Origin of the sequence: Candidatus Chryseobacterium colombiense (assembly GCA_029203185.1) — a bacterium.
Taxonomy (GTDB): Bacteria; Bacteroidota; Bacteroidia; order Flavobacteriales; family Weeksellaceae; genus Chryseobacterium; species Chryseobacterium colombiense.
Genome location: CP119310.1, coordinates 2,683,112 through 2,702,949 on the forward strand (window position 1 = coordinate 2,683,112; position 19,838 = coordinate 2,702,949).

Annotated in this window: 17 protein-coding genes; 7 read left to right on the forward strand and 10 right to left on the reverse strand. The window is 35.2% G+C overall.

The annotated features are described in order from the left end of the window. Window positions 1-50 precede the first annotated feature (50 nt). Both metK and P0Y62_11970 read right to left on the reverse strand, forming a co-directional pair. Window positions 51-1,331, reverse strand: coding sequence for a methionine adenosyltransferase (metK, locus tag P0Y62_11965; protein ID WEK68565.1), 1,281 nt, complete (start codon window positions 1,329-1,331; stop codon window positions 51-53). A gap of 222 nt (window positions 1,332-1,553) precedes the next feature. Beyond that, complete coding sequence (locus P0Y62_11970) at window positions 1,554-2,504, reverse strand: LysR substrate-binding domain-containing protein (protein ID WEK68566.1); 951 nt, start codon at window positions 2,502-2,504, stop codon at window positions 1,554-1,556. Between the two features lie 132 nt (window positions 2,505-2,636). On the opposite strand from P0Y62_11970, the gene P0Y62_11975 reads away from it, so the two are divergent. The 5 genes from P0Y62_11975 (at window position 2,637) to P0Y62_11995 (ending at window position 6,909) form a co-directional block, all read left to right on the forward strand. Beyond that, window positions 2,637-4,124, forward strand: coding sequence for a catalase (locus tag P0Y62_11975; GenBank protein WEK68567.1), 1,488 nt, complete (start codon window positions 2,637-2,639; stop codon window positions 4,122-4,124). A gap of 120 nt (window positions 4,125-4,244) precedes the next feature. Beyond that, on the forward strand, window positions 4,245-5,012 hold the full coding sequence (locus P0Y62_11980) for an enoyl-CoA hydratase-related protein (GenBank protein WEK68568.1): 768 nt from the start codon (window positions 4,245-4,247) through the stop codon (window positions 5,010-5,012). Between the two features lie 40 nt (window positions 5,013-5,052). Continuing rightward, window positions 5,053-5,475: a dCMP deaminase family protein gene (locus P0Y62_11985; protein WEK68569.1), complete on the forward strand. Its 423-nt coding sequence runs from the start codon at window positions 5,053-5,055 to the stop codon at window positions 5,473-5,475. Between the two features lie 7 nt (window positions 5,476-5,482). Continuing rightward, entirely contained in the window at window positions 5,483-6,397 is a 915-nt protein-coding gene (gene xerD, locus P0Y62_11990; protein WEK68570.1) for a site-specific tyrosine recombinase XerD, read from the forward strand. After that, window positions 6,394-6,909: an NUDIX domain-containing protein gene (locus P0Y62_11995; GenBank protein ID WEK68571.1), complete on the forward strand. Its 516-nt coding sequence runs from the start codon at window positions 6,394-6,396 to the stop codon at window positions 6,907-6,909. Before xerD ends, P0Y62_11995 begins: the two co-directional genes overlap by 4 nt. A 34-nt stretch (window positions 6,910-6,943) precedes the next feature. Here P0Y62_11995 and P0Y62_12000 read toward each other — a convergent pair whose 3' ends face one another. The 4 genes from P0Y62_12000 to P0Y62_12015 form a co-directional block, all read right to left on the reverse strand. Beyond that, entirely contained in the window at window positions 6,944-7,402 is a 459-nt protein-coding gene (locus P0Y62_12000) for a heme-binding domain-containing protein (protein WEK68572.1), read from the reverse strand. Between the two features lie 6 nt (window positions 7,403-7,408). Continuing rightward, complete coding sequence (locus tag P0Y62_12005; protein WEK68573.1) at window positions 7,409-9,175, reverse strand: Ig-like domain-containing protein; 1,767 nt, start codon at window positions 9,173-9,175, stop codon at window positions 7,409-7,411. A gap of 25 nt (window positions 9,176-9,200) precedes the next feature. Next, entirely contained in the window at window positions 9,201-10,460 is a 1,260-nt protein-coding gene (locus tag P0Y62_12010; GenBank protein ID WEK68574.1) for a serine hydrolase, read from the reverse strand. A gap of 93 nt (window positions 10,461-10,553) precedes the next feature. Continuing rightward, on the reverse strand, window positions 10,554-11,483 hold the full coding sequence (locus P0Y62_12015) for a 2-hydroxyacid dehydrogenase (GenBank protein WEK68575.1): 930 nt from the start codon (window positions 11,481-11,483) through the stop codon (window positions 10,554-10,556). A gap of 96 nt (window positions 11,484-11,579) precedes the next feature. Here P0Y62_12015 and P0Y62_12020 point away from each other — a divergent pair, with 96 nt between their 5' ends. Beyond that, window positions 11,580-11,936 (forward strand): DUF1648 domain-containing protein, encoded by a 357-nt coding sequence (locus P0Y62_12020; GenBank protein ID WEK68576.1) that lies wholly within the window; start codon window positions 11,580-11,582, stop codon window positions 11,934-11,936. Here P0Y62_12020 and P0Y62_12025 read toward each other — a convergent pair. From P0Y62_12025 to P0Y62_12040, 4 genes are all read right to left on the reverse strand, one after another. Further along, window positions 11,933-12,451, reverse strand: coding sequence for an acyl-CoA thioesterase (locus P0Y62_12025; protein ID WEK68577.1), 519 nt, complete (start codon window positions 12,449-12,451; stop codon window positions 11,933-11,935). The two genes, P0Y62_12020 and P0Y62_12025, sit on opposite strands and share 4 nt — an antisense overlap. Beyond that, entirely contained in the window at window positions 12,439-13,191 is a 753-nt protein-coding gene (locus tag P0Y62_12030; protein WEK68578.1) for a hypothetical protein, read from the reverse strand. Before P0Y62_12030 ends, P0Y62_12025 begins: the two co-directional genes overlap by 13 nt. 309 nt (window positions 13,192-13,500) lie before the next feature. Continuing rightward, complete coding sequence (locus P0Y62_12035) at window positions 13,501-15,606, reverse strand: TonB-dependent receptor (protein ID WEK68579.1); 2,106 nt, start codon at window positions 15,604-15,606, stop codon at window positions 13,501-13,503. Between the two features lie 188 nt (window positions 15,607-15,794). Further along, window positions 15,795-16,586, reverse strand: coding sequence for a WG repeat-containing protein (locus P0Y62_12040; GenBank protein ID WEK68580.1), 792 nt, complete (start codon window positions 16,584-16,586; stop codon window positions 15,795-15,797). 356 nt (window positions 16,587-16,942) lie between these two features. Between P0Y62_12040 and P0Y62_12045 the strand changes: the two genes are divergently transcribed. Next, window positions 16,943-19,723, forward strand: a complete 2,781-nt coding sequence (locus P0Y62_12045) for a bifunctional aconitate hydratase 2/2-methylisocitrate dehydratase (GenBank protein WEK68581.1) — start codon at window positions 16,943-16,945, stop codon at window positions 19,721-19,723. The last annotated feature ends 115 nt before the right edge of the window (window positions 19,724-19,838 follow it).

The window sequence follows — 19,838 nt, forward strand, 5'->3', positions numbered from 1 at the left end:
AACTGCCTTACCCGAAGATAAAGCAGCCTGTATATTATTTAAAAACAAAATTAAATACCGAAAGAAGCTTTAATTTCGTCTACTTTGTCTAATTTCTCCCAGGTAAAGAATTCTAAATCTTTAAGAGTCAATTCATTTTTCTGCCCTTTATTGAAAGTTTTATCTGCTACATAGCTTTCTCTTCCCATGTGCCCATAAGATGCAGTATCCTGATAAATAGGATTTCTTAGTTTTAAGTTCTGTTCAATAGCATAAGGTCTCAAATCAAAGATTGTAGACACTTTTTTCGCGATATCACCATCATGAAGATCAACTTTTGCCGTTCCATAAGTATTGATATATAAACCACAAGGTTCAGCAACACCAATCGCATAAGAAACCTGTACCAAAACCTCATCTGCAACACCTGCAGCAACCAGGTTTTTAGCAATGTGTCTTGTCGCATAAGCCGCACTTCTGTCTACTTTGGACGGATCTTTTCCTGAGAAAGCCCCACCTCCGTGAGCTCCTTTCCCCCCATAAGTATCAACGATAATCTTTCTTCCTGTAAGACCTGTATCTCCATGAGGACCACCGATTACAAACTTACCTGTCGGATTGATATGATATTTGATCTGATCATTAAATAATACTTTAATTTCCTCAGGTTGCTGAGCAATCACTCTCGGAATCAAAATATTTTTGATGTCTTCACGAATTTTGTTCAACATTTCTTCTTCAGAACCAAAATCATCATGCTGAGTAGAAACTACGATAGAATCAATTCTGATTGGTTTATGATCATCAGAATATTCAATAGTAACCTGACTCTTTGCATCCGGACGAAGATATTTAATTTCAGCATCTTCTCTTCTTATCGCGGAAAGCTCTTTAAGAATAGTATGTGCTAAATCTAATGCTAAAGGCATATAGTTTGCCGTTTCATTCGTAGCATATCCAAACATCATTCCCTGGTCTCCTGCTCCCTGAGCATTTGCTTTAGCTTCAAAAGACTCATCTCCCACAGCTCTGTCAACTCCCTGGTTGATATCCGGAGACTGTTCGTGAATTGCAGAAATAACTCCACAAGAATCTCCATTGAACATATATTCTCCTTTTGTATATCCAATTCCGTTAATAACTTCTCTGGCAATAGTCTGAACATCAAGGTAAGCATCTGATTTTACTTCTCCTGCAAGCACCACCTGTCCTGTTGTAACAAGAGTTTCACAAGCTACTTTCGAGTTTTTATCGTATGCTAAGAAATGATCGATTAATGCATCGGAAATCTGATCGGCAATTTTATCCGGATGTCCTTCTGAAACGGATTCAGATGTAAATAAATAAGACATATTCTTCTATATTGTATTTAGATTAAAAAAATCGAAGAAAAATATATTGCCCGGAAAGCCTAAAAAAGAATACTGTTTTAGCATTTTTTTATAGAGGTTGCAATCAGGTCAAATTTCTCCTCGTGTATAAACGTTGGCAAATTTAAGCACTATTTTTTTAATACTCAAACCTTTTGTTTACTAATTATAATTTTCTTGAAATTAATGATTTATATCACCAGACTACTGTGGCTTTATACTTACAAATTCTTTAGGACTTTCGTTGTAATTAAGCTTTTTATCTAAAGATGTTTTGATAGAATGTGATAATTCATCAATAATTTTCTGCTTGAATGTCGGCTTATAATAAATAATACTTATCTCTCTGTAAGGAAAAGGTTTTTTGAACCTGAAAACATTCTTTTTCTGTTCTTCGGATAACTGACTCAAGGCCAATTCAGGTAAAATACTTATTCCTCCCACCTTATCTACCATATGAACCAAGGTCTGAATATTGGAAGCTAAGAAATCTAAATTCTTCGGCTTCAGTGTATTTTCCTTAAGATGACAGATATTTTCAAATTGATTTCTCAGGCAGTTTCCTTCCTCAAGAAGCCAAACCTTTTCAACATTCAGTTCTTCAGGAACCACATAAGAATTCTTCTTATTAGCTTCCGTATTGGAGCTATAAATCATCAATTCTTCATTGAAAAGAAAATCCTGATAAAACTCATCTGCAGAGTCATAAGGAGTTGAAATAATTCCCGCATCGAGCTCTCCCGCCTTCAAAGCTTTAATAATATTATCCGTGGTCATTTCCTTCACATTCATCTGGATTTTTGGATTCTCTTCCAAAAATGCGAAAATTTCCGTCGGCAAAATAAAAGAAGAAACAGTAGGAATGATCCCTAAGTTAATAGTCCCCCCTAAAATATTATTTAAAAGATTCGCTTTGTTCTTTAATTCATTGACAGACTCTATAATTACCTTCGCCTGATCAATGATCTGAAGCCCAACATCCGTAGTACGAATAGGATGGGTAGTTCTGTCAAACACCTTAACATCCAGTTCATCCTCAAATTTTTGTATCATTGCACTTAAGGTAGGCTGTGTAATGAAGCATGCCTGAGCTGCTTTACCAAAATGTTTATACTTATCTACAGCGATAAGATACTCCAATTGCTGAATGTTCATTGTGATTAATATTATCTATTACAAAGATATGATGTTTTTGCTATTAGCAATAAAAATTGAAGTAATTTTGATATTTACTACCTTTACATTTCTAAAATACAACAAAAAATTTCTCACCCTAAAGATAGATTTATGGATTCTAAAAAGATAACATTAAGCAACGGTTCCCCATATTTTGAACATCAGGATTCACAAACAGTAGGACCGAGAGGCCCCGTATTACTGCAGGATTTCATTCTTCAGGAAAACCTTGCTCACTTTGTAAGAGAGAGAATTCCCGAAAGAATCGTTCACGCCAAAGGAAGCGGTGCCTACGGAAAATTCACCGTTACTCATGATATTAGCCAGTATACCAAAGCAAAACTATTTTCTGCAGTTGGAAATTCATGCAGAATGTTTGCTCGATTTTCTACAGTAGGAGGTGAAAAAGGAAGCGCAGATACTGCAAGAGATCCAAGAGGTTTCGCCTTAAAGTTCTATACAGAAGATGGAAACTGGGATTTAGTAGGTAACAACACTCCGGTTTTCTTTATTAAAGATGCCAAGAAATTCCCGGATTTCATTCATACCCAGAAAAGAGTTCCTAAAACCAATTTAAAAAGCGCCACTATGATGTGGGATTTTTGGAGTTTAAATCCTGAATCTCTTCACCAGGTTCTTATTTTGATGTCCGACAGAGGAACACCTTACGGATACAGACATATGCATGGCTTCGGTTCCCACACCTTTTCAATGATCAATGATAAAAATGAAAGAGTTTGGGTAAAATTCCATTTAAAAACCAAACAGGGAATCAAAAATTTCTCAAATGATGATGCCTTAAATATGGCAGGTAAAAATCCTGACTTTGCCCAAGAAGATCTTTGTAATGCTATTGAAAACGGTGATTTTCCTAAATGGACAATGTATATACAGGTAATGACCGAAGAACAAGCAAGAGATTTCAGATGGAATCCATTTGATATCACTAAGGTATGGTTCCAAAAAGATTTTCCTTTAATTGAAGTTGGAGAAATGGAACTGAATGAAATTCCTGTCAATTACTTCGCTCACGTGGAGCAATCTACTTTTTCTCCAAGCAATTTAATTAACGGGATCAGCTTTTCTCCGGATAAAATGCTTCAGGGCAGACTTTTTTCCTATCCGGACGCTCACCGATACAGAGTGGGAGTAAATGCCCATCAACTGGAAGTAAACCGATGTCCTTTTGCTGTTAATAATTATCAACGTGACGGATTTATGGCAGATTCCAGCCACTATCAGGATAAACCGAATTATTTCCCAAATAGTTTTGATGACATTAAGCCTGATTCATCTTATAAAAGTTTTGAATATGAGCTTGACAGTGCTCATGTAGCAAGCTACAACAGAAATGAAAACGATGATGACCATTATACACAACCCGGATTATTATATTCAAAAGCAATGTCTGCACAAGACAGAGAAAATTTGGTTAACAACATAGTAACCAGCATGAAAGAAATAAACGGACCCAAGAAAGATGAAATCATCAACCGACAATTATGTCATTTTTTCAGAGCCAATATAGAACTGGGTATGAAAGTTGCTTCTCAATTAAGTGTAAACATTGATGCAAACATGATGAATCATTCCAAATAAACAATAAATAAGAGCTTTACATTAACAATTAATCAACATAAAAGGAAAAAAAGTTAATATTTTTTCCTTTTATGTGTAAAAAAATTATAATTTGCGGAAGATAATATTACAAGGCTAAAAATGAACTACGAAAACATATTATTACAAAGAGAAGAAAGAATATCAATCATCACTATAAATAGGCCTGAAAGCTTAAATGCCTTAAATGCAAAGACTATTCAGGAAATCAGTACAGCATTAGATCAATTAAATTCTGAAGCAACTTGCAGAGCAGTTATTATTACCGGAAGCGGAGAAAAATCATTTGTTGCAGGTGCTGATATTAAAGAGTTTAGTGATTTTGGACAGGAAAAAGCAGAAGAGCTGGCAAGAAACGGACAAAATTCATTGTTTAATAAAATTGAAAACTTATCTAAACCGGTAATTGCAGCTGTAAATGGTTTTGCTTTAGGTGGTGGTTTAGAACTCGCAATGGCTTGTCATATCAGATATGCTTCCGAAAATGCAAAATTAGGGCTTCCTGAGGTTACCTTAGGTTTAATTCCCGGATATGGAGGAACTCAGAGACTTCCCAAATTAGTAGGAAAAGGTTTGGCAAATGAGATTATTTTCTCTGCTAAAATGATTCCGGCACAAAGAGCTAAAGAAATAGGATTAGTGAATGAAGTTTTTCCTATTGAACAACTTTTAACAAAAACTAAAGAGCTGGCGAACACGATTGCTAACAATTCTCCAATGGCGATATCAAAAGCAATACAAGCTGTAAATTTATCTGATACAGACAAAGGTTTTGAAACCGAAATCAAGTCCTTCGGAGAGCTTTTTGAAATGGAAGACAAAAAAGAAGGGGTTTCTGCCTTTATTGAAAAAAGGAAACCTAGTTTTTAATAGTATTTAAAATTATTTCGAAAATATATAATGCTGCTGTATGAATAAGTTTGACAAAGCTTATCTAAAAATGGCTCAGGAATGGGCAAAGCTTTCTTACTGTAAGAGAAAACAGGTAGGAGCTCTGATTGTAAAAGACAGAATGATCATTTCTGACGGATACAATGGCACTCCTTCCGGGTTTGAGAATTGCTGTGAAAATGAGGAAGGCAAAACGCATTGGTATGTACTGCATGCCGAAGCTAATGCTATATTGAAACTTGCAGCCTCAACACAATCAGCCAAGGGAGCAACATTATATTTAACACTTTCACCATGCAAAGAATGCAGTAAACTGATTTTGCAGGCGGGAATTACGAAATTAGTATATGTTAATGAATATTCTGACGATGACGGAATATCATTTTTAAAAAATCATAATATAGAGATAGAGCAGATATCCGATGTTGAACTAAAAAAATAAAACACAAATGACTTGGCAGGAAAAAATTAAAGATTTTGAAATTTTTCTTCGGTTCGAGAGGAATTTTTCAGAAAATACCCTCGACGCCTATATACGGGACATCAAAAAATTAAAAGAATATAGTGAAGAAAGTCTTGACAATATTGGCCCGGATGTTATAAGCTATGAAGATATTCAGCAATACATATTCTTACTTTCAAAACAAAAATTTAGCGAAAGATCTCAGGCCAGATGGATTTCTTCCATAAAGGCTTTTTTCAAATATTTAGTAGAGGACGAAATAAGAGAAGACAATCCGGCAACATTACTTGAAGGCCCTAAATTGGGACTATACCTTCCGGATACATTAAGCCTTCCTGATATTAATAAAATCATTAACGCTATAGAAGTTTCAACCGATCTGGGTAAAAGAAACCAATGTATCATTGAGGTTCTTTATGGATGCGGACTTCGTGTTTCTGAGCTTATTGAATTAAAGATTTCTAATATCAACTTTACTGAAAAATTCATTAAAGTAACAGGAAAAGGAGATAAAACTAGACTTGTTCCTTTGGCAGACTACACTGCCGAGTTATTAAAAAACTACATTCAGGATGTCCGTTCCAAAAACAAGATCAATAAAAAGCATGAAGATTGCCTTTTCTTAAACAGCAGAGGAACCTCCATGTCAAGGGTAATTGTATTTTTGATCATCAAAGAATTAACGGATAAAGCAGGGGTTAACAAAAAGATTTCGCCTCATACATTCCGACATTCTTTTGCTACCCACCTCTTACAAAACGGAGCTGATTTGCGTTACATTCAGGAAATGCTTGGTCATTCAAGCATTACCACGACTGAAATTTATACCCATTTGAAAACGGAGGAACTTCGGGATGTCATATTAAATTATCACCCGAGAAACATCAACATTACGCAATGAAGCTATTGAAATACTGCCCTAGCTGCGGCAAAGAATCCTTACAGTGGAATAATGAAAAGAAATGGAGCTGCCCTGAATGTGGTTTTACATTATATAATAACGTAGCCGGAGCAGTAGCAGTTGTGATAAGATGTGGTGACGAAATCTATTTAACAAGACGAAACAGAGAACCTAAAAAGGGGAAATTAGATTTAGCAGGAGGATTTGTAGACCCAAAAGAAAGTGCAGAAGAAACGTGTAAAAGAGAACTTTTTGAGGAGCTCCAGATAAGTATTGATTCCTCAAATTTAAAATACCTTACAAGCCTTCCTAATATTTATCAATACAAAGAAATTGATTATAATACGATCGATCTTTTTTACGAATATCATGTTTCGGAAAAGTTTGAAGTAAATCTAGAACTCTCCGAAATTTCTGAAGCCCTCTGGGTACCTTTGAAGGAACTTGATCTTCAAGAAATCGCCTTCGATTCTCAGAAAATCTTTTTTGAAAAATATTCACAATCTATATAAAAGAATCGCAGAAATATCTGCGATTTTTTGTTTCTTAATAAGAATTAGTTTTAATCATTTCTTCAAAATATTTCACCAGTAGCGCTCTTTCTGCATCTGATAAATTAGCCTCTTTATGATAAACCATATATCCCGGTAAAGGCATGGCTTTGCTTTGAATGGTTTGAATAGATTTATCAAGCATACTTTTTTTCAAATCTTTGTTATAAGTCTCCCAGACCGAAAAATTAAGATGTTCCCGTCCTTCATTAATATGACTTTTAATTGACCATGAAATAGGTGCAAAATAAGCATATTTAGGATACACTGTTTCATTCGAATGACAGTCATAGCATGCTGACTTAATTAGAGTCCTGATTTTAGCTGGTGTTTTTTTAACATCCACAAAGTTGACTGAACTTTTAACAGCAACATTCGTTTTATCAATCGGTATAAACTGAATGAGAACAAACCCGACAAGCACCCAAAACAATATTTTCTTTACAGTTGCCATGATTATTTATTTTACAGGAGTTAAAATCCCTCTATCAGACTTAATAGGTTTAGTTGTAGTTGGTACCGTTGTGCTATTAGTTCCGTTAAGTTCCGTAGCTTTAGCCTCGGTCGGGGCTGTAGTTTTATTCGTAGAAGATTTAGGACTGTCCAATGTTCTTGTATCTTTTAAATCCCAGTCTTCATTGGAATCCCATAATGGTCTTACGATTGCCTGTTTATAATATACATAAGCATCTTCCGCAAAAATTTCTTTTTCCAAATCTGCTTCGTCCCAAAACTTATTTCCGTTATTATCAACAAGAATCCTTACGATATATTCGCCCGGCTTTAAAATATCAAACTTTACATAATCTCCTTTTGTATATTTCTGATACAATACTTTATCGGAAGAATCCAGCAACTGAATCCAATAATCAGCAGTAGGAGCATTGGTAAGCCTGAATGCCAAGCTTCCGTAGTTTTCAACTTTATCCGCTTCAAAATCAAGACGGTAAGGATCTCCTATCTTATCATAGAATGAAGAAATCGTTTTACTTGGGATCGTAAACTGATATTTTTTCCCAGCTTCAAAATTAGAAGTCACCAACACATGATAAGGATTAGTCTCAGAAATCCTGGCTTTAAATTCCTGGGTTACCGTACTATCTTTTTTCAATATCCATTTTTCAGGCTCAATTGAATTGATTATAAAATTTGAAACAATAGTAAGGTCTGATTTCGGTGGTAAAAGGGCATTTCCGTTAGAAATGGTCATTTTATTCTTCGGATTATACTTATAGAATAATGAAGTGGTTAAAGCACTGTCTTTTATCCCAGCATCATACTTAAATTTTAAATTCTCAGTTACATTCTGTCCAACATCACTTTTCACAGCATCAAACCATATTTTTACAGAATCTGATTTCGGAGTATGCGTAATTTTTATATCTTTAAGTTTCTCACTCAAAGGATTTACTTTCACATTTTCAGGATGCCCTTCAAAAGTCATGGTAACCCCTCCCGGCATTTCTTTCGTTTCAATATACTTAAGCGGTTTTTTAGAAGGATAAATTTTAAGATTCAGACCTGATATTGATTTTGAAAAATCGATAGCCTCTTTCTGAAAACCTATTTTTTCTTTACCCGGATCATATACTGAGTTTCCATTCTCATCCTCAAAAGCTACAATTTTATATTTACCCGGTGACAAATAATTAAGTTCATAATATCCGTCATCATCTACTTTAGTAATATAATAAGGTTTCTGTCTGTAATTCATGGTATCTTTTACCTGAAAAAGACCGACAACCATTTTGTTTTCCCCCGAGCTTTTTTTAGTGGAAAGAGCATCTTTTATTTCTCCACTGATATATAAATCATCTATTTTTTCTCCGGTAGAAAAGGCAAAATTGAAATATTTTAAAATATTTCCTTCGTTATTATCTGCTATTGCATTTCCGAAATTAAAATTATAGGTGGTATTTGCCTGTAAAGTATCCGTCCACTGAATCAAAAGAAATTTATTCGCAATATTGGAAGGAAGAATTTTCTTAATATTTCTAATAGGTGGCGAAATACTCAGGTTCTTATTAATGTCCTTTAAGGTAATATATTCGTCAAAATCGATTCTCAGCTCCTTAATATCTCTGGGAACGTTAATTCTTGTGGTATCAATATTGGAACTTAGAAACTTCGGTGCTAAAGAATCTTTTGGCCCTCCGATAGGAGAACCCAATCTTGCACATGAATGCAAAAGAAAAGCAGCAACGAATAATAAAAAAAATCTTTTCATGAATACGTTTGAACAAAAGTAAACATTATTCTCCAAAAACTTCATTTCCTCCGTTCAAAGAATCTTTATTATCGTTCATCACCGTATGTAATTTCGCTTTTTGCTGTGGAAAATTTTCAAATAAGCCAGATAAAGCCAATGCTGTATAAACTCTTCCCGAATATTTATTACCAATAGCAACAATCGTGACTTTAGATTTCAGCAAATGAGCAAAAACCGAATTAGAACCATGCCACCATCCGTTGTGATACGTCAGCTTTTCTCCGTTATCAAAAATCTTCATTCTAAAACCTAAGCCATAATTATTCATCCCGAATTTTTCATTGCTGTAGGGCTCGAAAACCATCTTCATTAATTCAGGCTTTAAGAAATCCTTTGAAAACATTGCTTTTGAAAAGTTGAAAAGATCTCTTGGTGTAGTGTATACATTCTTATCTCCATAGATAAGATCTAACCGATCTAAAGGATATAATTTATTCCCTCCAAAATAAAACGACTGAGAAGCTGTCGGAATATCCTTTTCCTGAAAAATATAGGTATTCTTCATTTTCAGTGGCGCAAAGACCATTTCTTTCATAGCCTGCGGAAAAGGTGTTTTTGTTACTTTTTCAATCACTAATGCCAGTAAAGCAAAATTGGTGTTGCAGTACATAAACCCGGTATCAGTATCTCTTGCCAAATCAGGTTTATATTTAATGATCATGTTCAATACATCCTGATTGGTTATAAATGGCTTGGATAATTCAGCAGGTTCCGGTTTTATTTTTGTGATAAAATATTCGTATTTCGGCAGTCCGCTTCTCTGATCCAGTAAAGTCTGAACCGTCACATTGGGATAAGGAAATCCTGGAAAAAAATCAGTCAGGTGATCAGACAGTTTTATTTTTCCGGCTTCTATTAATTTCATCATCGCCATTGCCGTCATGGTCTTTGAAACCGAAGCGACATGCAAAGGTGTATTTTTGTCAATAGGCATTTGATTCCCTTCCCTTCCGAAACCTCTGTAGTTTTCGTACAGTATTTCATCTCCTTTTGCAACCAAAATTCCACCGCTCAGATTTCCTTTTTCCCAAACCTTCTGATAGTACTGATCAATATACTGAGTGATGGTATTCTTATCTGAAAGAACTTTATCTTCATCAGTAAAAACATGGTCTAAATCTACCTTCCCATAATTAGGCAGATTGGAAGTATAAACAGGTTCAGACTGCTTTTCTTCTTTCTTTTGACAGGATATAACACCAAAAAACAGGGCGGAAATAAGTACAAAACTAAGCTTCTTCATGAATTTCTAAAATGAGTGGCAATTTAATAAAACCCTAAGAAAATATTAAATATCAGTGATATATTAAGACTTATTTAACATAAATCAAACTTCCTATAAAAACGAAGCTACGATTTTATCTACAATCACCTGCGCCAGTTTTTCTTTGCTCTGGTGTGTCCATCCGGCGATATGTGGTGTTACAATTGCTTTTTCAGAATTCAGCAAATACTGAAGGGTATCATTTTCAGATTCTATATTCTCAAAAGAAGATTTCTCATATTCCAGCACATCCAGACAGGCTCCTTTTACCTTCCCTGATTCAATTGCGTCAACTAAACTTTTAGTTTGCACATTTTTTCCTCTCGCAGTATTCACAAAATAAAATTCATTTTTCATTTCTGCAATAAATGTTGAATCTATTAGATAATGCGTTTCAGAAGTTAATGGGATATGTAAACTTAAAACCTCAGCTTTTTCTTTTAATTCATCCAAAGAAACCTGGGTTGCATATTTATCGGAAAGATTGGGAAGAATATCATGGAAAATAACTTTACATCCAAACCCGGAAAGTCTTTTTGCCGTTGCTTTTCCCATATTTCCATACCCGATTAAACCCACCGTTTTACCAAGAAGTTCATCTCCTCTGTTTTCTTCACGAAGCCAGATTCCATTTTTTACTTCCTGGGAAGCGATAAAAAGACGGTTCATTAAAATCAACAGCATTCCGACCACATGTTCTGCCACAGAATCCCTATTTCCTTCAGGAGAATTAATCAGCTGTATTCCTAATATTTCAGCAACAGGAATATCAATATTTTCCATTCCCGCTCCTACTCTTGCGATGAATTTCAGGTTTTTTGCCTTTTCTAAAAAGTTCTTATCCAAAGGAATTCTGCTTCTTATAATCACTCCGTCATAATTCTCAATTTTACTGCAAACCTCATCATAAGAAGACGTAAAATCTTCTTCCAGGGTACAGTTTTTAGCCAAAAGCTGTTCAGTAATAAGCGGATGATTTTTATCGAGGAGTAAAATTCTCATAGAAGACATAATTCTTTATATTTGTTGTTGCAAAGGTAAGTTTCAGAGATCGAGAAACCACTTTTGCAGGATAGAATTTTTCAATTTTCTCATCTTATGAAGTTACATAAGTTTATTTTCGGGCTTTCCATATTGTTATTGACTGGCTACAGTGTTTTTTTAGCTGTTAAGTTTCCCTCTATTAAGGAAATTATTCCCATTCACTATTCTTCCGGAGAGCCAGATGGTTTTGGAAGTAAAATGTTTTTGTGGCTGGAAGTCGGTCTTAATGCAATTCTATTATTTTTCATAGGATTAATTATCACATATCCGCAAAAGGCATTTGGAATGGAAAGCGATTTTTTGGAAACCTCCAGAAAAAAAGCAATAAAAAACCGACAAATATTTTTGTCGGTCCTATCTGTAATCATTACATTAATTTTATGTGGTCTTTCTTTAAAAGAGACTATTTAAGCTTCTTGGAATAGCTTCTTTAATTCTACGGATTCCGAAGGTTTCATTCTTCCTGAAAGAATCAATGACAATTCTTTTCTTCTTAATGCAGCCGCAAAACGATCCTTTTCAAGTTCAGTTTCAGGTTCCATTGCCGGAATTGGAATGGGTCTGTTGAATTCATCCACTGCCACGAAAGTATAAATCCCTGAATTGGTATGGATCTTTTTCTGATTAATCGGATCATCTAACCAAACATCTACATAGATTTCCATTGACGTGGAAAAAGCTCTTGAAACTTTAGATTCCATCACAACAATCCCTCCTTCAGGAATAGGATAATCAAAAGACACGTGATTTACAGACGCCGTTACCACTCTTCTTTCACAATGTCTGGTTGCAGAGATAGAAGCACACCGGTCCATTCTTGCCAGTAATTCTCCACCAAAAAGGTTTCTCAGCTGATTGGTATCATTGGGAAGTACAATATTCGTCATCACCGTCAAAGACTCCGACGCTTTTTTTATTTTTGCCATTTTGATTTAGGTTTTGAAGCTGTTTTAATTTTCCCAACAGCTGGTTTTATGATAGAATCTTTTCTTAAAGAGTCTTTTTTCAAACTATCTGAAATTTTCGTGGTTGCAGAATCTACTTTTACAGGAACTGTTTTCTCTATTCTCTTTGTTTTAGTCTGCACAGAAACACTGTCAAAAGACTTTTTCCCGAAAATAAGTTCTTGCTGGGAATATCCCAGATAAGCAATTCCTACTACGGGAACTACCACAAGAAATGTCCAAAGAATAGATTTATTGAATGTATAATCTTTTTTAGGTTCTACCGATTTTTCCTTTTTTTCAGAGTTTTTAATATCTGAAATTCTGATTTCTTCCAATCCGTAAAAATCAGGGCGGTCATTTTCAAGACGATTTCCGCTGAAACTAATCTGATCATCATGTAGGGAAAGCTTTCCTAAATTCTGGATTTCCAACACCTGATCTGCCTGAAGTTTCTTCTTCCAAAAATCGGTCTGAATCTTCAAATCACTCTTAGAAGCTCCCAATGACATTTGCTTTTGAGCAGCAATAAAAGCAGCTAATTCTTCAGACTGAATTTCGTAATCCAGATTGAAAGCGATCTGACTTGCAGGAGGCAGAATACTTCCGTTATCTGAATTGATAATTGCCTTTGAATTTTCTAAAGAAAACACACCAAAGCCCGGAACCACAACGCTTCCAAACTGTTTTAAGTACTCTAAAATGTATGCTGAAATATTCATTTGGTGGCAAATTTATAACTTTTCCCTGACTTCTTGAAGCATTTTTCATTATAAAAAAAGATTCTCAAAAAGCTTATTTTTCTGAATTTATTAATCAATTCTCATCATTATGCTTATTATATTTAGATTTCAATTGAAAAAAGACCATTTAAACACATCAAAAACAGGATCTCTTTGAATTTTATATTTTATATTTTTCATAATTTTTAAGCCTAAAATTGATTAAAAACAAAAAAGACTGCCGAAGCAGTCTCAAAAAATCTAACTTTTACTTTTTACTATATAATTACGTTAAATATAGCCAATTTATTAATGGATTTTCCAGCTTACACCAAACATAAAATTGGTTCCCGCCTGTGAAAAATAATAAGGATTACCATCCCAAACTGCTCCATTATTTACATATTTCTTATTGAAAATATTATTTACCAAAAGTTTCAAAGCAACTTCATTATGAGCAATGGTAAATTGATACTGAGCATTAAAATCAGTTAAAAGGTAATCTTTCAGTTGCAAATTCTTATCTTCGGAATTATCAAGATATTGTTTCCCCACATACTGATTCATCAAAGCAAACTGGAAATTTTTATTTGGACTGAATTTCAGCCCCAAGTTTGTGATAATATCCGGCGAAAAGGAAATTTGTGTATTTCCAAGATTTTTCACCTCCGTATCATTTTCTATCCTAAAATCTAAATTCCTGTTGTTACTGAAACTCACATTTCCCGTAATCTCCAATTGTTTTGAAAGTTTTGCCAATGCTCCTAATTCAATTCCGCTTCTGTAGCTTTTTCCTGAATTGGTTCTGATAAAAGCTCCTACGTTATTCAATTCGCCATTCAAGACCAATTGATTCACATAATACATATAGTAGAGGTTAGCCGTAAACGATACAATTCCGAACTGTCTTTCAAAACCAGCTTCAAAATCATGAAGTTTTTCTGCCTTCACATCATTGTTGGCCAACAAATCATCTCTGTTTGGTTCACGGTGTGCATGCGCGTAGGAAACAAAAACTTTCCCGTTTTCTATTTTATAATTAGCTCCGACTTTTGGATTAAAAAATAACCAGTTTTTATTAAGATTGGCTCCCTCATCATCTCCAGCAGTGATTATTTTGGTATCATAGTCTACATTTCTAAGCTGCAGATCTCCAAAAAATTCAAAGTCATTAACTCTTACCAGAGCTTTTGCAAAACCTGAAACTTCATTTTTCACAGAACGGCCTCTGTAATATTCGTGCTCATCAATCTGAGGAAGAAAAACTCCGGTTACGTTTCCATAATGTCTCCCATAATATTGATTGGCTACAGCTCCGAAGTTTACATCAACATTCCCCAACTTTCCGTATAGCGTAGAAACCATACCGTAAAAATCGTTATTCAGCCATTTTTTTCTAATGAAATCGGAGTATTGTTCACCATTTACATCAGGCAAGTTATATCTCGCAAAAGGATCGCCCTGTTTGTAATTTTCGTAATACCCCTTTCCTTTTGTATAGTGTAATGTCGTTTCTAAATTCCACTTCTCATTGAACTTCTGCTCCCAAAGCAACTGGTAATGGTTTTGCCTGTAATTATCGGTTTCATTATCATAAAACCCAATGATGTTTCCCCACCCTGAGTCATAAATAGCTCCGGACGGGTTAAATTTCGGATTCGTCTCCCAGGTTTCACGGTCAATTCCATTCCAAGCCTGATACGTTTTCTCCTTCCCACCAAAAGCCATTAAGCGGATTCTTGTTTTTCCTTCTTCATATAAAGCCGTAAAGTTGTAAGAATCCAGCTTAGAAAAAGCTCTGTCGATATAGCCATCAGAATTGATATGCGTATAACGCCCCATCACCGAAAGATGGTTTCCCCAGAATTTCCCGGAACCTATTTCTGCAGAATACTTATACGTATTGAATGAACCGTAACTGTCATCTGTTTTAAAATAAAACTTTTCTTCAGGATCTCTTGAAATCACATTAATACTTGCGCCAAACGCCGCAGACCCGTTATTCGATGTTCCTACTCCTCTCTGAATTAAAATCTGAGATGCAGAACTTGTTAAATCTGGAACATTTACAAAAAATGTACCCTGACTTTCGGAATCGTTGTACGGAACTCCATTCATCATTACGTTGATTGCCGTTCCCGAAACTCCACGAATTCTAAATCCTGTGTAACCGACACCGTTTCCAGCATCTGAGGTAGAAATGATAGAGGTTTGATTTTTGAGTAAAATAGGTAAATCCTGACCAAGATTTTTGCTGTCTAAATCTTTCTGAACATTAATAATCTCTTTGGCGACCGGAAGTCTCTTGGTAAAATTGACAGCTTCAATTTCCTTTATTTTCAAGGAATCGGAATTTTGTGCCTGTAAAAAAGCAAAAGAGCCTACGCTAAGCCCTAAAAAAAATAATCCTTTCATTCTATAAATTTTTAAAATTTAATGAATAAAAGGGGATTGATAAGATATTATACAGTTTCAGCCCTGAAGCTGAATTCCCTAAACAGCATTACCCGTTCTAGGTTCGTTGGGTATAATCTCAGCCTGCTACAGCACCCCTTTATTTCAACTGCAAAAGTATGGTTTTTTCTGCTTATGGATAGATTATTTCAATATTTTTTGTTTCTCACGTCTACATAGTAATACGTTTTACCATCTTTAGTAACATCAAACATCCCTCCAAGCTTCCAGCTGTAGTTCAGTTTAATATCTTCATATTCAAAAGGAATAATGATTTTATTATCTTTATTGATCACACCAAATTTATTATTAGCAACAGCCACGATCATAGGATTTTCCAGATCATTGCCTTCCAAAACATACAGCATTTCGTATTGAGGAGGAATCTGGAATTTAAAAGTAACTTTAGAGTTTTTGTAAAGATTATTATCTCCAAGTCCGAAAAGATATTTATCCTTATAAACTCCGTATTTTTGCTTTACATAAGTATTTTTACACTTTCCTAAATCCGAATCTTTATACCGGTACACTTTTTTTCCATAAGTATCAATCCTATAAGAAACCTGATCTTTCTCTACCGTCGCATACTCCTTACTCCCATATTTTCTAACACTTTCATTCGGAGAATTAAGCAGATTACAATCTTCTGCAAAAAACATAGCGATGTAAAATTCTGCAGGAATCACCATCTGTCCTTTCTGATTAACATAACCTACTTTACCATTTTCTCTTTTGGGAATGAGCAAGGGAATATCTCCGTATAACGATACCAAATCAGTACGATTAGAATTTGATCTAGCAAACTGTGTTGTTCCGGGAAATTTCGCTTCGCTTTGTGAAGTAACGCGACTGGATTGCGAAAGAACAGCACTAAACAGAAATACTGCAAAGAGTTGATAAATATTTTTCATGGTAAGTTTTTGTGATACTAAAATACGCATATTTTTAACATTTTAAAAAGATTACCAAACTCAAATACTTTGAAGATCAAAATATAATAGATTATTTAAAAAACATATTTATAAAGAATCTAAATAAATTAATTCTCATAAAATTTTAAAAATTCGTAATTTTGGGAACATTTTTAAGTGTTTGACAATATAAAAACATTATTAAGAATAATTTCTGACATAAGGTTATAAAAACAATATTCTTTGAGTATGTTTTTCATCAAATATTATACCCAAACTCCTTAAAAAATTAACACAGATTATATTCAGTTCATCTCTAAAATTGCTAAAATCAAGATCTGACTCTGTTATAATCTGCCTATAAGATTGAAAAGACTTGTATTATTATGAATATGTATCAGGATTACATCCAAGAAATTGCAGAAAGAAAAAACCAGGGGCTGCATCCAAAACCAATTGACAGTTCAGAATTATTAAGCGAAATCATCGCACAAATTAAAGATACAGCTAATGAATACAGGGCTGATTCTCTTAATTTTTTCATTTATAACACGCTACCGGGAACGACAAGTGCTGCAGGTGTAAAAGCTCAGTTTTTGAAAGAGATTATTCTTGGCGAATCTGTAGTAGAAGAAATTTCTCCCGCTTTCGCCTTCGAATTATTATCCCATATGAAAGGAGGTAAATCAATCGAAGTATTGTTGGATTTAGCTTTAGGTAATGATGCTGCTATCGCTCAGGAAGCTGCAAAAGTTCTTAAAACTCAGGTTTTCCTTTATGATGCGGATACCCACCGTTTGAAAGAAGCCTATGAAAGCGGTAATGAAATTGCAAAAGAAATTCTTGAAAGCTATGCACAAGCTGAGTTCTTTACTAAACTTCCTGAAGTTGCTGAGGAAATTAAAGTAGTAACTTTCATCGCGGGTGAAGGTGACATTTCTACGGATTTACTTTCTCCGGGTAATCAGGCTCACTCAAGATCAGACCGTGAACTGCACGGAAAATGTATGATTACTCCTCAAGCTCAGGAAGAAATCAAAGCTTTACAGGCAAAACATCCTGATGCAAGCGTAATGCTGATCGCTGAAAAAGGAACAATGGGGGTTGGTTCTTCCCGTATGTCCGGAGTAAACAACGTTGCTCTTTGGACAGGGAAACAGGCAAGTCCTTACGTGCCTTTCGTCAATATTGCTCCAATCGTAGGAGGAACAAATGGTATTTCTCCAATTTTCCTGACAACAGTTGATGTAACCGGAGGTATCGGAATCGATCTTCAGAACTGGGTTAAAAAATACGATGCTAACGGAGAATTAGTAAGAAACGAAAAAGGAGAACCAGTATTGGAAGAAGCTTATTCTGTAGCTACAGGAACTGTTCTTACCATTAATACAAAAACTAAAAAATTATATAACGGAGATAAAGAACTGAAAGACATTTCAAAATCATTTACTCCTCAAAAATTAGAATTTATCAAGGCAGGAGGCTCTTATGCCATCGTATTTGGTAAAAAAATCCAGACGTTTGCTGCAAAAACTTTAGGAATTATTCCTCCGACAGTTTTCGCTCCTTCTAAAGAGATTTCTATTGAAGGACAAGGACTTACTGCCGTTGAAAAAATCTTCAACAGAAATGCGGTAGGAGTTACACCAGGAAAAGTTCTTCACGCAGGTTCAGACGTTCGTGTGGAAGTAAATATCGTTGGTTCTCAGGACACGACAGGTTTGATGACTGCTCAGGAACTGGAATCAATGGCTGCAACGGTGATTTCTCCAATCGTAGACGGAGCTTACCAATCAGGATGCCACACCGCTTCAGTTTGGGATAAAAAAGCACAAACGAATATTCCTAAATTAATGAAATTCATGAACGATTTCGGAGTAATCACGGCTCGTGACCCGAAAGGTGAATATCATTCTATGACAGACGTTATTCACAAAGTTCTTAACGATATTACGGTTGACGAATGGGCAATCATCATCGGAGGTGACTCTCACACAAGAATGTCTAAAGGAGTTGCGTTCGGAGCCGACTCTGGAACAGTTGCTTTAGCTTTGGCAACTGGTGAAGCTTCAATGCCGATTCCTGAATCTGTGAAGGTGACTTTCAAAGGAGAAATGAAAGAGCATATGGATTTCCGTGATGTAGTTCACGCAACTCAGGCTCAGATGTTGAAACAATTTGATGGTGAAAACGTATTCCAGGGAAGAATTATCGAAGTTCATATCGGAACACTTCCGGCTGACCAGGCATTTACATTCACAGACTGGACTGCAGAGATGAAAGCTAAAGCTTCTATCTGTATTTCTGAAGACGATACTTTAATTCAATCTTTGGAAATTGCGAAAAGCAGAATCCAGATCATGATTGACAAAGGAATGGATAACCACAATCAGGTTCTTAAAGGATTAATTGAAAAAGCAGATAAGAGAATTGCAGAAATCAGAAGTGGTGAAAAACCAGCTTTAACTCCTGATGCCAATGCTAAATATTATGCAGAAGTAGTAGTTGATCTTGATGCCATCGTAGAACCGATGATTGCTGACCCGGATGTCAACAACGAAGATGTTTCTAAAAGATATACGCACGATACCATCAGAGACCTTACCTACTACGGAGGGGAGAAAAAAGTTGACCTTGGTTTTGTAGGTTCTTGTATGGTTCACAAAGGAGATTTAAAAATCGTTTCTCAGATGTTGAGAAATCTTGAAAAGCAAAATGGTAAAGTAGAATTCCAGGCTCCATTGGTGGTAGCAGCTCCTACGTATAACATTATTGATGAATTAAAAGCTGAAGGTGACTGGGAATTACTGGAAAAATATTCAGGTTTTGAATTCAACGATGCGGCCCCAAAAGGAGAAGCCCGTACTCAATATGAAAATATGATGTACCTAGAACGTCCAGGATGTAACCTTTGTATGGGTAACCAGGAAAAAGCTGAAAAAGGAGATACCGTTTTAGCAACTTCTACCCGTCTCTTCCAGGGAAGAGTAGTGGAAGATTCTGAACGTAAAAAAGGAGAATCTTTATTGGCTTCAACTCCGGTAGTTGTTTTATCAGCTGTTATGGGAAGAATTCCAAGCATTGATGAATACAAAACAGCCGTTGAAGGAATCGATTTGACGACTTTCGTACCTCCTATTAAGGAATTGGTTGCAGTTGGTCATTAATAGAAACACATAAATAGCCGAAAGACTATTTTTACAATTATTAAATGGGAGATTTCTTTTTGAAGTCTCCCATTTTGTTTAGAACCATTCTATTTAAGACAAATAAGAATTATTT